Raw genomic sequence first — 16,282 nt, 5'->3', positions numbered from 1 at the left:
AAGTTTTAATTAACGTTCTTTTCTTTTGCCAGCTTTGTATCCTCGTTGGACATGATCATAAGAATGTCTTTTAACTTGTTTTATTCCTTTTGCAGCTATCTTCATAGATTTTCTACCAAGATAATTTGCTCCAATGCGTGCTTCTGTTTTCATAAAGTTTTTAGTTTGATTAAGATTTTTCTTAACTTTCCCTAACCTTCCTGTTGATGTTGGATTAACATCATATGAGTCTCCTCATGCAGATTTTGTTGATTCTCATCCATTTTTAACTGCCCATATTGAACGTCCAAGCGCATTACCCCCAACCCGTAATCCTTTTCCAATCATTCCTAAGGCTCCTGTTCTTGTTTCTAAAAAGCTTAGTGGTGATATTCCTTGACTTTGGTTTTGGTTCCCGCCACCACTAAAAGTATCTATTCCTGGAATGCCAGGAATACCTGATGAACCTTTTTTATTTTTCTTTTTCACAAAACCAAGTGCTTTTTTAGCTACCTTCCCTGCTCCCATTGCGAACATTCCTGCTGCCATTGTACTTCGAATTGAATTAAGACCATCTGACATTCCAATTGCTTCACCAATAAAAGCTGAAAGTAAATTTGTAATGCCTCAGACACCTAATGCTCCTCCTAAAATACAAATAATTTGTAAAAGCATTTTGGCATAGCCAGGAAAATCAGAGGGACCAAAATTAGGACCTGAAATAACATTAATATATATAATAAAAATATAATAAGCCACTAAGGCTGTTGAGGCTGCTAACATTTTTGATAACACCATATCTTTTCATGTTAATGCTCTTTTCCCTTCATCTTGCACCATCGTTGCCATTACAACTGGAGCAACTATAAAAAGAAATAATAATTCAAAAATCTTTTGTGTTAATGACATTCCCAACATTGCAATGGCAAAAAGAACAAAACAAATGGAAAAAATTTCAATAATTAAACTTCAATCCATAATATTACTTGGTGGCCCATAATCGCCTGGTTTACCAGCAACACCATTGCTATTTCCAATTCAATATAATAGATCAGCTAAATTTTGGTCACTAGTTCCAAAAATCGTACTTAACATTCCCATAAACCAAGTAATAATTCCATTTAAAAAGAAAAAACCAATTGGAATGAAAAGAACAAAAATTCCAGCTAAACCAGTATATTTAAAGCACGCCAGTAATCTTGGTTGCATTTCTTTTGCATCTTTAAATTGTAATGTTAAATATTGGGTAATAAAAATTATTACTAAGAAAGCTACTGAAACAATGGCAAATTGCCAAAATGCAATTGGAATATTTGACCAAGAAAAGCCTTCTTGTGAGTTAAATAATAAACTAAAAATTATTCCTGATGATAAAAATTCAAGAACTTTTGTAAAAACTGAAACCAACCCTAACGGGCCAGTAATAAAGATTCCTCATACTGCTTTATATATCCCATTTAAAATTCAGTCAATGATACTTAAAAAAGGTAAATTAAATATTAATTCCATACACCCCTACTTAGTGGGAGGTTCATATCTTCCTGAACTATTAATTAATTCTGGTAGAATTGTGTTAATAAATATTGGTGCAAAAATACATAATGCTAACCCAAAAACACATCAGCAAACAGCATAAATTTGAATATTTCGTTGTTCAGGATCATCAGCAAATTTTTTAATTTTTAAACCATGTTTAATAATATATAAAATACAAATTGCCCCAGCAATAATTGAAACTGGTGATAATATCGCATTTAATAATACAACTACTAAATCGGCAGTTTTTGAAAAATCAGGTGCATCAGCTAGTAAACTTAATAGACTCATGATAATCCTCCTTTTGTAGCAATTTGTATTTTTAAAATTAATTTTAATATTTTACTTTTTAATTTAATAAAAAATTGTTTTGTCCCTTTTTTATTAAATTTGCAAGATGACTTATCAATATTAACATTATGATAAACTATCTTTTCTTCTTTTTTTAATTGTCAACTAAATGGTTGTGCCTTGTTAATCAAAAATATCCCCTGCATATTTTTTCCTTTCCTTTTGTAATATTTTAATAAGAATTATTAAAATATAGCTTGTCATTTACCAAATACCTTTTCTCTTATAAAAAATGGTCATTTACAAAAATAAACTTATTACTTTTAACAAATAAATTAAAAGATTATTATTCGTCATCACCAAAGTAATTTTGAATTCCTTTTTTGATAAGATGCTTAATTACATAAGCTAATGAATGTTCATCATCAATAAATTTTTGTAATTCCTCATATAATTCAATCGGAACTTTTAATTGTACTTTATAAGATTTACGTTTTAGTCTTTCCATTTTTCTTCCCTCATCTTAGTTTTCTAATAATTTAATTCCAAAGGCTTGTTGTTCAAAATCAGATAATTCAACATGTAAACAATGGCGATTATAATCTGTCACCATAAATAACATATCTCCTCGTTGTGCACCAGCACAAAAATTAATTTCTGATTCAGATAAACCTCCACTTGCACTATACAATTCACTTACATCATGTAAGTCTTTTTGTTTTAATTTTAAAATTCCAACATATTGCGCATTGTTCAGAATGGCAGATGCTTCTCGCTCTAATTCGGCAGTCATTCTAAAATCGGTTAAATTTTGTGTTACTAAAATTACCCCGCCATTAAAACCACGAATCATTTTTACTGTTTCAAATAGAAACTTTAGCGCTTGTGGATTGTCTTTGTCAATAACAATATGTGCTTCATCGACTGCTAAAATTATTTCATTGTCTGTATTAAATCTATTATTATTAATTTCTGTTCGAATATAATTAAGCATTAAAAACATTTGTGCTTTTAAAACTTTTTGTTTTGAATATAGTGTTTGAATATCTAAAACATTTAATAAATTATCATCTAAGGTAATAGTTGAGTGTTTGTTCCATAAGGCAGCATATTTTCCATAACCAGTAAAATCATATTGAATAATTTTTGTAATTTTGTGGAGCATTTCTGCTTCACCAAGATCTGGTTCTAGCTTTGTTAAAAAATTGAGTAAATCATCAAAAATTGGTCAGTCATTATTTTCCATTTTATTAAATTTTTCTTCATTATTAATACCTAGTTTTAAATATAAATCTAAAATTCGTTGTGTTAAAAAACCAACTTCATCCATTTTTAAACTTGGGTGGGTAAAATGAAAATAGGTTTCTAAAATTTGTAAATGGTCACCAATGATTGTATTAATATTTTGATATTGATCAATTTTTGCATTAATTTGTAGCGGATTAAAATTTCCTTTATGTCCAGAACCAACATCAATTCAGTTTCCATCATGATAATCACAAAGTTTCCCAAACTCTCGTTTTGGATCAATAATAATTACTTTTCTACCATTAATGATATGATAATTTAAAAATTTGCTAACAGTTGTTGTTTTACCACCTCCTGTTGTGCCAATAAATAGTGCATTTGAATTTTGAAAATCACCACCACGTTTAAATTGGTCCGTAAAAATTACATCACCCGTAGTGTTATAACCAACAAATAATCCTTTTTCATCTTCTAAAGCATTATTTAAAAATGGAAATGAATTTCCTAATGTTGCACATGGCATTTCATAAGAATTATGATATGCAGTTGGATCAGTTGGTTTTGGTAATAAGGCACTATACCCACTTATTTGTTGAAAAAATAAATAATCCATTTTCATATTAAGACTTTTTAATAAGATATGTAGTCTTTCTTCTGATTGTTTTAACATATGTCGATTAAAACCATAATTTAAGAAAATAACATTTACCCGTTTAATTTGTTCTTCTCCTGATGCAATTAATTGCACTAAGTTTTCAAACGATTCATATTCACGCTCTTTTTCTGAACGATTAACCGTTTTTTTAACAGAAAAATAATTAGTTCGGGCATTAATCATTGCTCGATGTAATTGTTCTTTAACCGCATCGATATTTGTATTAGAGATGTTAAAAATAACTGTACTATCTGTTGTACATAATTTTGCAGCTCAGCCACTTTGTGGATAGATTGGATAATTTTGAATTCCTTTAATAGAAAATTGGGCATCATTTATGCGAAAGCCACTTTTAGTAAAGGTAATATTATCTAATGCTAATAACTCATTAACATTATCTTGATACTCATCAATTTTTTCATTTGAAAACTTTTCATCAAATGGATTAAAAATCAGTTTAATTGTATTAACTAACTCATATTTATCCAAATCAATAGTTCGCAAATTAGTTTCAGTTAACTTCATTTTAATAATATGAATGTCTCGTTCTAATTTACTTAATGAAGTATCATATACAAATAAAACAAATACTTTATTAGTAAAAGAATAACCTAAAATACCAGCTTGATCTTCATAAAGCTTGCGATAACCTTCTAATTGTTCAAAACGGCTTTTATATCCTTTTGCGGTTAAAATTTCGTCTCTACGAAGATTAATTAATTTATCAACTGTTTTATCTAAATTAATAATATTTTTTTCTAAATCATAAGGTTTTTCAAATTTTACTAAACTTAATTGACAATCTGTTAAACGAAACATATTTGCCAATTGATTAAATTTTAATAATTGTTCATTTGTATCTAATGTTGTAATATTAAGTCCTTTAATTTCAATTGCACCAACATATCATTTTTTACCACCTTCTAAAACAGTAGTTTCAATACACATGTCATGCAATTTCTTATATGGCATTAATAAGGATGTGTTATTATTTTTACTATAAATATCAAACTTTCTTTTTTTAGCTAAAAAAACAAATGCTCGAAAAATTATAATATAAATTTTTCCACTATATTTATCAGAATGAATTAATGTCATCATTAAAAATAAGAAAAAAGTAATACCAATAATTACTCTTAACATTATTGATAATGTGATTAAATTGTAACCTAACATAAATGCAAACATTGCATATGTTAAAGTTAAACCTAAATCAAGTAACGAAAAATTATCCTTTAAGCGTAGCTTTTGTTTTTTCAACTGCGGTGGAATAATACTGTTATTCATTTAAGTTTTCCTTTCTCGCGAAAAGGGTCTAAAATTATAAACATTTTAACTATTAAAAATTAATATGAAATTCTACTTTAAAATTATTTATTTCAAAAAATATAAATTTTCATCTTATCACATTTATTTAAAAAAATTTATTAAAATTAAAAAATTTTTACTTTAATTTTTGTTTTCATATTTCTTCAGTATTAAGAAGAAAACAACTAACAATAGCCTATGTTATCTACTAGTTTATTTATTTTATAAATATTTATTTTAGAATTTAAGTAAAAAAACAAAAAGAACATCTTTTAAATCAATATTTAACATAATTTTTATGTTTATTTTAGATGTTCAATAACTATTATTATCTTTCTTACTAAATATTAAAAAGATAGTATATTAAAAAGATAGTAACTACGATAATAATTTATTAACTTTCATTAACATTAATTCCAATATTTTTACATTTTTCTAACAATTTAATTTGTTCAGGTGTTCGTTCTGCAAGAGGAATTTTTAAAATAGTTGCAATTTTTTCTTCAATTTCATTTTTCATCATTTCAACTTGACCTGATGTGACATATGAAAATAAATCAAAATAATGATTATTAAGAAAATTAAACGGTTTAATTATTTTTGTATTTTTAAGTTTACCTAAGCCAAATACTTTACTATATTTTCATGCTGAGTCCATATAAACTAGACCCGGATTTTCTTTTGAACTAAATATAATTCCATAAGGATTTTTTAATTTCATTAAATCACTAGGTTTAATTAATTCCATTCCTTCTTTTCTTCTTTGAACAGGATCAATCATAATTCGTTTTGTTTGCAAGCTACGTGAACGTGAATGAGATAAAATTTCAACTGTTTCAGTTCCTAACATATCTGAATATGTTTTTGCAGTATCAAAATTATTAGTTTGAATATAAATATTTAAATTACAGTTTGAAATAATAACTGTTCCATTTTCTTTCCCATATTTTTGATAAACTTGATCTAAATCTTGAACAATTATTAGGAAAAAAATTCCCCTGCTCCGAGCAACCGTAACAAAGGATTGGAAATTAGGGATTGTTGGCATATTTCCAAACTCATCTAAATAAAATTGAATATCTCGTGGTAAACGTTTACTTTTTCGTTCTGTTACAATTGCTACATTTGCTTTATATAACTGAGAAATAATTAACGAAGCAAAAATATGACGATTAGTTTTTTCATCCGGAATAATTAAAAATAAAGCTTTTGGTTTTTCAGTAAACTTAAATAAATCAATTTCATTATTACATACAATAGATTGAATACCAAGATCTTGATATATTTGTAATCCACGATCTAAAGTTGAAAATATTGAACCTAATTCTTTTTCTCCGGTTGCTAATGCATTAGCCCCGATAATTTTTGCTAATGATGTTGATGGTAAGCTAGCAAATCAGGCTTTCATTTTTTTACGGTCACTACAAAGCATATTAATTAATGGAAAATTAAATTTTTCTAATGGCAATGTCGCTGGATTATCATCTAATATTTCTAATAATCCTAAAATAATTGTTTTTGCAATACTAGCAGCCATACTTGCAAAATGGTCATTTTCCCCACCAGTTAAAGGTCAAATTGTTAAAACTAAATCGTTAATTTCTTCAATTGCTAATGATTTTAATTCATTTCTAGTTGCTTCAACAAATTCTTGTGCTTCTTTTAAATCAAAAAATCATTGATTGCGAAAAATTGCAATTTTTTTATTAACAATGTTTCTAAAACATTCTGCACAATTAAATTCATCATGATAATAACAAACATATTTTTCCAAATGTTTTTGATTTTTAACTATAAAATATTTTAACTCTTTTGCAATAGTAACTGAATCATAATAATACTTGTAAGAAATTGCCAGTGGGTTCCAAGAAGACGAATTTTTAGGGTCACGTAAATTTAAAACTAGTACTTCATAACCATTTTTTTGTAATAGTTTTGATAAAACATCATATAATTCTCCTTTAGGATCAGTAAAAATTAGACATGGTTTATATCTTTCTGGTAAACAACTATTATAAATAGCAGAAGGCATTACAATTTTTTGTGATTTCCCACTATTAGTTGTTCCTAAACATATTGCATGTGTATTACCACGAACATTAAAATTAATTTTACTGTTTTTTCTCAAAAATCTTACTACTCATCCTGCTTTATTTTTAACATCATGTAAATTATGAACAGGATATAATTTATTAAATTCCTTAATACTTCCTTTCTTGTCTAGTTCATTTACAATTCATTTTGCTCCTCCATATTCTGATGTTTCTGTTTTTTTAACATATGTTTTTTCAAAATGTTTTGCAGCAACAAATATTATAAAACAAGCAATTAATCAAAAAAGGAGTGAAATAACTAAAATGCAAATCAAGACAAAAGTGATATTTTCAGACATAAATTTTCATAAATAAGGAAAAAATTTACTAAAAGTAAAACCTGGCATTTTTCATACTTTGAAAAATGAAATAATAATGGTACCAAAGATATTAGCAATCGGAAAAAAAACACACGCGGCGATTAAACTATCTTTTTGGTGTTTTGAAAATCTTTTACTTTTATGCATATAAAAAACTTAGTGTAGAAAAAAGGAACATTCCTACAATTCCAATAATTAATACTATAATATTAATTTTTTCTTTATAACTAAGAATACTAACTACTTTAGTTTTAATATTTTCAATATCTTTTTCTTTATTTATTAAATTTTTATTTGAGTTTTTTATTGTTTCATTTAGCATATTACTAAAATTTTTTTTCCGAGCTCTTTTATATTTTATTAATAAAATTATTTCATAAATAACTAGAACTAAACATAAAATTGCTACTGAAGATAGTCAAGTTCTTACACTCATATTTTCTCCAAAAAATAAATTAATGTAATTTACCAGTAACCTTGGCCATATACAAAAGAATTATAGCATAAATATCATATATCACCTTATTATTTTAAAAAAATAAAAAAGCAATTAAAATATTAATTGCCTGTAAAAACTAATATGTATATGTATATTTTTGAATAAATTTAAAGTAGTAAATTTGATTTTTAATAACCTAACCCCTTCTTAATATTGTCTTTATTTATAATAAAATTTTAAATAAAAATATTTAGAAAAATTTCTATTTTATAAACTATATATTTCATTTTCTTTCACTATATGATGGCAAACCACTTGTTTGATTAAATAATTCCAAATTGTTTTTAATTGTTCCTTGTCCGAAACTTTTTGGTTCAATTTGATCATCGATATTTTTTTGAACATATCTACCTATTGTTCCATGCATTTCAGTAACAACTTGGTTTGATACTTCATAGGTTTTCTTTTTACTAAAACCAAGTTTTTTTAAAAATATATTAATTCTTTTTTTAATTGATTTGTAATATTTTTTTAAAGTTGTTTTAAATTCTGAAGTAATTTCCATAAATTCTTCTTTCTTTTAAATATTTAATTAATTACTTTAATGAAATAATTAATTAAAGTCATTTATTTTAAAAATATCAATATTTATATTTTTAAATCATATACATTTTCACTCTATCATATTTATATTAATTTAGCAACAATTTTAAAATTAAACCTCCTTTGGCAATTCTAAATCATTTTATCGTTAAATATATGTTGTGAATTGTTAAAAATACCCTCCTAATAGTTATATCAGAAATTTTTTATTTTTAAAATAAATAAAAATAAAAATCTTTTAAATAAAATTATTTTAAACATTTAATACGAATATTTAAAAGAAAAATAATATTATTTAAAGATTTTAACTTAGTTTATCATTTTATCTTTCAACAGTATTTTCTTCTACTATACTATTTTCATTTTCTGTTATTTTTTTATACACATTGCTAACTTTTGCTGAATCTAACTGTGAAACTGGAACAATTGTTTCTTTTTTTAATTCTGAAACTGGTTTAGCTGGTGGTAAATAATCATAGATTGGCTCATTTTTAGAAGATGGAATATTTTCATAAATTGGCTCAGCAATTGATTCATAAATTGGCGTATTATTTAATTTAATTGGGATTTCATATCCATATTCATCTTTAGTACTATAATTATTCAAAAAAGATCAAGATATATTGTTTAAAAAACCTGGTTCAAAATTTAGATTTTGGTCTGAATTAGAAATTTTTCGATAATTTTCCATTGTTTCTATTAAATTATGTGTATTTTTTGTTGCAATTTGCACTGATTTCTTTTTACTAAAGCCTAATGCTCTTGCAAGTTTTTTAATTTGTTTTCTGGTATTTTTTAGAATTTTTTTTACTAATTTTTCAATTTTTACCATAGCACGCATAGTTCTTACCCTTTATCATTATTATATTTATTAAGGATTAATAAATATAAGTCATGTACTTTAAAAAACTATTTTTTAAATCATATACAACAAGATACTACTATACTTAATTTATTTTGTCAATTTAGAGTTAAAACAAAAGAAAATAAAAATGTATCAAATTTGATACATTTTAAAATCTAGTTTGTGCCAAAAACATTTTTGAAAACTTCATCATATGTTGCAACTGGAATAATATTCAATGTTTCTTGCACTTCTTTTGGAATATCTTCAATATCTTTAATATTTTTATGTGGAATTAAAATTGTTTTTAAATCACTACGGTTAGCTGAAATTAATTTTTCTCGTAACCCACCAATTGGTAAAACTTGTCCTCGCAAAGTAATTTCACCCGTCATTCCAATATCTTTTGATACCGGTCGATTACTTAAAGCACTAATAATTGCTGTTGTTAAGGTAATTCCAGCTGATGGACCGTCTTTTGGAACTGCTCCTTCTGGAACATGAATATGAATATCATGTGTTTCAAAAAATTTTGAATCAATGTTAAATTTACCAGAATTTGCTTTTACATAGTCTAATGCAATTGATGCTGATTCTTTCATTATGTCACCTAATTTTCCAGTTAACACTAATGAACCTTTTCCTAAGAAACTATTAACTTCAATTGGTAAAATATCACCACCAAATTGAGTATATGCTAATCCTGTTACAACTCCAACTTGTGATTCTTTTTCTTTTTCAGTATGTTCAAAACGACGTTTGCCCAATAGTTCATTAACAGTGTTTGGTTTGACTGTTAAATTAACCATTTCTTTATTTAAGAACTTAACAATAAATTTCCGTGCAACGGCATTTAAATCTCGTTCTAACTGACGAACTCCTGCTTCACGCGTATAATATTTAATTATTTCATTAATTGCATCATCAGTAATTGTTAATTGCCCATCTGCTAAACCATTATTACTTAATACTTTTGGCACTAAATAATCTTTTGCAATATGGAATTTCTCCAACTCAGTATATGATGATAATTGAATAATTTCCATTCGATCAATTAAAGCTTCTGGAATATTATCATAGTAGTTGGCTGTTGCAATAAACATAACATCACTTAAATCATATGTTTCTTCTAAGTAGTGGTCAGAAAATGTTGAATTTTGTTCTGGATCTAATACTTCTAACATCGCACTAGCAGGATCACCACGATAATCTGAGGCCATTTTGTCAATTTCATCTAATAAGAATAATGGATTTATTGAACCAGCACGTTTCATTGACTGAATAATACGCCCTGGCATCGCTCCAATATATGTTTTACGATGTCCACGAATTTCTGACTCATCTTTTACGCCTCCCAAGGCCATTTTAACAAATTTTCGCCCTGTTGCTTCAGCGATTGATTTTGCTAAACTTGTTTTCCCAACCCCTGGTGGCCCTACTAAACAAATAATTTGTCCTTTTAAAGATTTAGTCATTGTTTTAACAGCTAAGTATTCAATAATTCTTTCTTTAACTTTATCTAAACCAAAATGATATTTATCTAACACTTCTTTTGCAAATTTTAAATCATTTTTTTCTTCTGTTTTTTCATGTCATGGAATTTGCATCATTCAATCAATATAAGTTCGAATAATATTTGATTCACTTGATGCTTGTGGCAATGCTTCATAACGAGTGATTTCTTGTTCAATTCGTTCTTTAATATTTTTTGGAAATAATTCATTTGCTAATCGTTCTTTATATAATTTCATTTCATCAGCTGCACCATCAAATTCATCTAATTCATCTTTAATTGCTTTTAATTTTTCCCGTAAGTAATATTCACGTTGTTGTTCATCAACTCGTTCTTTAATTTTTTTGCTAATTTTATTATCAATATCATTTGCTTGTTGTTTATTAACTAAATGATCAAAAATAATTTGAAGCCTTTTTTCAACATCTAATTCCTCAATAATTTCTTGTTTTTTCGCCACTGGAATAAATGGTAAAAATTGGGCAATTGTGTCAACAACTTCATCCCCATCAACTGAATCACCAATTTGATCTAATAAATCTTCTGGCAAAATATCCTGTAATTCCATTAATTCTTTAATATTAGCTGTTAATTTTTCAACAATTTTATCTTCTGATTTAACAAATGACTTCAAAATATCAATATCAGCAGCATAAAATTCTCCTTCGCGTAAATCTAAAATTTTTACCCGATCAACTGCTTTAAAATTAACTGTTAAACTACCATCTTCCCACACTTTACGAATTTTTAACTCTGCTAAAATCCCAATTCGATAAATTTCAGATAACTTTGGATTATCTTCTAACGGTTTTTTTTGACTAACTAAAACAATATGATTATCAAAATCCTTGCTAGCTGTATTTACCGCTAAAATTGATTTATCTCGCCCTACCTCTAATACTTGTTCAAAGCCTAGAAAAATATAACTACCCCGCGTTACAAGAACTGGTACATTTTTTAATTGTGTTATTTTTGAATCCATCTTCAAAACACCTCCTGTTTCTTTTCTTCATTTATATTGAAAATATCTTATCTTATCTTAAAAAATATCGCAATATAAATTTAAGTTACACAAAAATTATAACAAAAAAATTAGCACTTGCAATAGATAAGTGCTAATTTTTAAAAAATCATCACCCCTATTGTTTATTATATCTTTATCCGAAAATGAAGGAATACTAGTTTTTAATTAATAATACTCTTATTATACCACAAAAAGAAAGAAAATTCAGCACTTTTCATACTACTTCAAATTGTCCTACTATATAAAAAAACTAACAATAATGTTAGTTTTTATTCTATTCACCATTATTTTGATATAAAAAGGCAAATACCTTATCATGAATAACTTGTTCTTTTACTTGTTGATCGGATACTAATTTTGTTTCTTTTAATGTTTTACCATCAATTCCAAATTGTTTTCCTAACTTTTCATATTGTTCAACAATTTCTGCTTCAGTTGCCGTAATATTTTCATTTTGAACAACTGCATCAACAATAACACCATTTTCTAAACGATTTTTAGCGTCTTTAAATAACTCATTAAAAATATCTTCTTCTGACATTCCTGTTCGTTTTTTATAAGTTTTCATATCCAGCTGTTGACCTTGTAACTTTTGTTCAAATTCATGTTTTAATTGATTTGCTTCTTTACGAATAATTGATTCTGGTAAAGCAATCTTTGAATCTTTTGCAATTAAGCGGAATAAATTACCAATAAAATGATCATATTCTTGTTTTAATAATTGCTCATAAATATTATTTTTAACATGCACTTCCAATTTAGCTAATGTATCAATGCCTTTTAAATTAACATCTTTTGCTAATTCATCATTTAATTCTGGTAACTCTTTTGTTTTAACTTCCTTAATATTTAACTTAAAAATAGCAGGAGTTGCTTTTAATTCTTCAACATGATAATCTGCTGGGAAAGTAACATTAATTTCTTTCTTATCACCTGTTTTTAAACCAATCATGGCATCTTCAAAGCCTGGAATAAATTGACCACTACCAATCTCTAACGTAAAATCTGTTGCTTTACCACCTTTAAATGGTTTTCCATCAACAAAACCTTCAAAATCAAAAATTACTGTGTCTCCAGTTGTAATTTCTGTTATCTTTGGTTTAAAAATTACAAAACGATTACGTAATTGATTAATATTATCTTCAATCTCTGCTTTTTTAACTTCAATTTTTGTCTTCTTTAACTGTTTATCAGTAAAACTAGTATACTTACTAATTTTAACTTCTGGTTTTAAATCAAATTCTAATTGTAAGATATATTCTGTTTTACTAATTTTTTGTACACTTGGAACTGGTGATGAAAATGGTTCAATATCTGATTTTTGATCAAATGCAAACTTATAAGCTTTATTAACAACTAAATGATGCGCTGCATCTAAAATTTTTGCTTCAGTTAAATGTTTTTTAACTAAATCGGTAGGTACTTTCCCTTTTCGAAAACCAGGGACCTCTAATTGCTCTGCTGCTTTTTTTTCAGCTTTTTGAATATAATCTGTTCATTCTGTACCATCAATGATTACATATCATTTTCCAATTCCTTTATCTTGTATTTTTTCCGCTTTAAATTTCATATTTTACTCCTTAACTAATTATTGCACATAATTTATTATAACAAAAAGAATGACTTTAAATAACTTTTTTTCCCAATTTATTTTGCTTTTATGACTTATTTCTAAATAATAATTTATTTTATAATCCTTCTTGATCTAAGTAAGGAAGATATTTTTTTACTATTTCAACTTGGACTTTAAATTGTTCTACCAAATCTTGGACTACTATTTGCTCACCATACATCCGATGACCTTGATATATAATAGCTACAGTTAGTGCTTTTTCTTCATTATTTTCTAAAAAATAAGGATATAAATTATAATAGTATGTTTCTAGCAAATATAAGCAAGTATGATATAAACTAGGATTATCATTATAAACTCATTGGTCTAATAATTTCATTATGGTCTTAACTTGTTCATTTTCTTTATATGGTATTATTTGGCTTGGATTCAAGTGAAAAGTGCCATTTGTTTTTTTCACTTCAAAGATTTCTGTAATTTCTTGTTTTTTTAATAAATATAATAAATAAATCTTTGCAAAATCAGTTACTTTTTTATTCAAAAAATATTTACAAATTACTGGTAAAATTTGTCGTAAATTTTGGTCTTTTAAATATTGAAAAGCTAATAATTGTGTTTCTTCATCAGCTGGATTTGCTAAAATATCACTAATTTTTGCTAATGTTCAAACTGTTGTTTCTCTTGGTTTTTGCTCTTGCATTTTTTCATTAACTTCTTGTAATAATCTTCTCAATACTGTTTCAACTTGTTGAGGAATATAAGGCATCATTAATTCATCATTAATTTTAACAAAGGCACCATTATAGTCATAATTGCTAATTAATTTTTTAATCTCATCAATTAATTCATCATAATAATTCAATGGTGTTTGCATTTAATAAATCCTCCTTAGAAAAAAATAATCATTTATATTATTATAACAATTTTAAAAAAATAAAACCTTATTTAAATGATTAAATAAGGTTTTTAATTTAATTACAATTTAAAAAATGGCGCCCACGGAGAGATTCGAACTCCCGACCCTACGCTTAGAAGGCGCATGCTCTCTCCTACTGAGCTACGTGGGCATACCATAGAAATAATAACATAAATTAAAGAATATTTTCAAGAAAATAAGTTTGCTTTTTTAAAAATAAATTTCATCAATAATATTATAATCATGTAATGCTTCTGTTACTTCTTTTCTTGGTTTTATTATTATAAATTGCTTTTGCAGGTGAATTACTGCGCGATAAATTAAGATAAAAACAATACTATTAATTGTAAATTTCAATAAATTAAAAGGAATAATTATTGGTACTAAAATACTTTTAAATCCTTGTACTATTTCGCGGGAAAGATTTAAAAAATGAGCATACATATCATAAATAAATAATCAATTAAATAATGCCATTACAAATGAAACAGTAATTGTTGCTAATCCAACATTTATTGTTGTAATTAAATAATCAGTTTTTTTTGAAAAATTATTTTTAAACAAGCGATTAATTCCTTTTCGGAAAAAGTTATCACCTAATCAAAAAACTAATAAAAAGATTAAATCAGATAACATTAAAGCAAATACAGCAATTGGAGTATCAGCTAAGTAAACAATTCTTAACCAACTAACACTAATAGTTAAAAAAGTAGCATAAATAATACCAAACAAACGAAGAGCTAATAACATTAAAAAATCAGTTAATTCAATTTTCAAAAACGAAGCAACTGGAAAAACTGTCAAATTCATTATTTTACTTAATCATGACAATAAAACATATAAAGCAATCACAATTGCCATTGCAACAACTCTTTTTGTATCTAAGTAAAATAAATCTTTTATTTTTGTCTGCATATTATCACCTTATTTAATTATAAATTATTTTTAAAATATAGCAAAGTAAAAACTAACTATAAAAATTATTAGGTTGGATATAAAATGCTTTGTATAAATTATATACAAAGCATTTTATATCCAACAATTTATTCTGTTTCAGGTTTAACATTTCCTAGTTTGATTGTTGCATTGTATTCATTTTTAGGAAAATTTATAGTAACTATAATGCTATTAAATCCTTCAATTAAAATTTTAGTTTTATTAGTTTTTGCAATTGTTAAGTTTTCACTAGATAACTCTTTTACTAAATTAACAAGTTTTTCTTTAATTTTAATATTTTTAATATCTTCTCTGTTTGTTATTGCCTCTATTGCATCTTTTTTATTGCTATCAATAAAGCTTCATAAGTAAGGTAATGCCGGCTTCTAATTTTTGTTTTGCTCTCAATTCTGAACCATAAGCCATTCCTTTATTAAGAACTTGAACCAAAAATGTATCAGGGTCTTGTGACAATTGAACACTATATAATATAATGTGTACTGTATCTTTTGCAGAACCAAGGTATAAATCCATTAAGATTTCATTATTTCCTGTTCTTAAAACAGCAGTTTTTTCAATGATTTTTGCATCACCATTATCTTTTAAGCTGTTTATTAATGTAATAATTTCTTCTCTAACTTTTTTATCACCAATATTGTTTGCTTTTTCTATTGCTTTAATTTTTGATTGTTCAATTGCAACTCATAATAATTGAAAAGCAGTATCGTAACTTTGTCCGGCATGTAAACTTGATCCATCAACTGATTCAATTTCACTAACTGCTTCTTTAATATAAGTTAAAGCAATTGCTTCTAATCCACAATCATAATTGAAATCTTTAAAAACTTCTTGATTTGAATTGAAACTTGGTAATGAAGTCGTTGTAACAATAGGTCCAGTTAAAAATCCTGCTAATGTAAGGCATTTAATTAATTTACACATAATTTAATTGATCTCCTTTTTCTTTTTTAATAATTAAATAAATTGCTTCATACAATTTATAT

The 16,282-nt window shown here is 26.0% G+C and carries 14 protein-coding genes and 1 tRNA gene; all 15 read right to left on the bottom strand.

Features of this window, described 5'->3' with window-relative positions:
- Window positions 1-9 precede the first annotated feature (9 nt).
- Window positions 10-1,488: an Mbov_0396 family ICE element transmembrane protein gene (locus SCITRI_RS02575; protein WP_071937101.1), complete on the bottom strand. Its 1,479-nt coding sequence runs from the start codon at window positions 1,486-1,488 to the stop codon at window positions 10-12.
- 6 nt (window positions 1,489-1,494) lie between these two features.
- Entirely contained in the window at window positions 1,495-1,806 is a 312-nt protein-coding gene (locus SCITRI_RS02570; RefSeq protein ID WP_071937100.1) for an Mbov_0395 family pilin-like conjugal transfer protein, read from the bottom strand.
- A complete protein-coding gene (locus tag SCITRI_RS02565; protein WP_071937099.1) occupies window positions 1,794-2,012 on the bottom strand; it encodes a hypothetical protein in 219 nt (72 codons plus the stop codon). The genes SCITRI_RS02570 and SCITRI_RS02565 overlap by 13 nt, the downstream gene beginning before the upstream one ends.
- A gap of 140 nt (window positions 2,013-2,152) precedes the next feature.
- Window positions 2,153-2,314, bottom strand: coding sequence for a hypothetical protein (locus SCITRI_RS10485; protein ID WP_004028635.1), 162 nt, complete (start codon window positions 2,312-2,314; stop codon window positions 2,153-2,155).
- A gap of 15 nt (window positions 2,315-2,329) precedes the next feature.
- Window positions 2,330-4,996 carry an Mbov_0397 family ICE element conjugal transfer ATPase gene (locus tag SCITRI_RS02560; protein ID WP_071937098.1) on the bottom strand — a complete coding sequence of 889 codons (2,667 nt, stop codon included), beginning with the start codon at window positions 4,994-4,996 and terminating at the stop codon, window positions 2,330-2,332.
- A gap of 415 nt (window positions 4,997-5,411) precedes the next feature.
- On the bottom strand, window positions 5,412-7,457 hold the full coding sequence (locus SCITRI_RS02555) for a type IV secretory system conjugative DNA transfer family protein (RefSeq protein WP_237238048.1): 2,046 nt from the start codon (window positions 7,455-7,457) through the stop codon (window positions 5,412-5,414).
- Between the two features lie 112 nt (window positions 7,458-7,569).
- Entirely contained in the window at window positions 7,570-7,866 is a 297-nt protein-coding gene (locus tag SCITRI_RS02550) for a hypothetical protein (protein WP_004028632.1), read from the bottom strand.
- 277 nt (window positions 7,867-8,143) lie between these two features.
- The gene (locus SCITRI_RS02545; protein WP_237238047.1) at window positions 8,144-8,434 is read right to left on the bottom strand and encodes a hypothetical protein; all 291 of its coding nucleotides are present in this window, start codon (window positions 8,432-8,434) and stop codon (window positions 8,144-8,146) included.
- A gap of 360 nt (window positions 8,435-8,794) precedes the next feature.
- Window positions 8,795-9,313, bottom strand: a complete 519-nt coding sequence (locus SCITRI_RS02540) for a hypothetical protein (RefSeq protein WP_071937096.1) — start codon at window positions 9,311-9,313, stop codon at window positions 8,795-8,797.
- Between the two features lie 179 nt (window positions 9,314-9,492).
- The gene (lon, locus tag SCITRI_RS02535; protein WP_071937095.1) at window positions 9,493-11,811 is read right to left on the bottom strand and encodes an endopeptidase La; all 2,319 of its coding nucleotides are present in this window, start codon (window positions 11,809-11,811) and stop codon (window positions 9,493-9,495) included.
- A gap of 316 nt (window positions 11,812-12,127) precedes the next feature.
- On the bottom strand, window positions 12,128-13,423 hold the full coding sequence (gene tig, locus SCITRI_RS02530; protein ID WP_071937094.1) for a trigger factor: 1,296 nt from the start codon (window positions 13,421-13,423) through the stop codon (window positions 12,128-12,130).
- Between the two features lie 118 nt (window positions 13,424-13,541).
- The gene (locus tag SCITRI_RS02525; RefSeq protein ID WP_071937093.1) at window positions 13,542-14,300 is read right to left on the bottom strand and encodes a DUF3196 family protein; all 759 of its coding nucleotides are present in this window, start codon (window positions 14,298-14,300) and stop codon (window positions 13,542-13,544) included.
- Between the two features lie 116 nt (window positions 14,301-14,416).
- Window positions 14,417-14,493: transfer RNA gene (locus SCITRI_RS02520), tRNA-Arg, on the bottom strand.
- A 59-nt stretch (window positions 14,494-14,552) separates the two neighbouring features.
- Window positions 14,553-15,257 (bottom strand): ECF transporter S component, encoded by a 705-nt coding sequence (locus SCITRI_RS02515; protein WP_071937092.1) that lies wholly within the window; start codon window positions 15,255-15,257, stop codon window positions 14,553-14,555.
- Between the two features lie 369 nt (window positions 15,258-15,626).
- A complete protein-coding gene (locus tag SCITRI_RS02510) occupies window positions 15,627-16,220 on the bottom strand; it encodes a hypothetical protein (RefSeq protein ID WP_237238046.1) in 594 nt (197 codons plus the stop codon).
- Window positions 16,221-16,282: the final 62 nt, after the last annotated feature.

The sequence above is a fragment of the Spiroplasma citri genome (genome assembly GCF_001886855.1).
Taxonomy (GTDB): Bacteria; Bacillota_I; Bacilli_A; order Mycoplasmatales; family Mycoplasmataceae; genus Spiroplasma; species Spiroplasma citri.
Note: the sequence above shows the minus strand (reverse complement) of the source record. Positions and strands in the feature narration are given on the sequence as shown.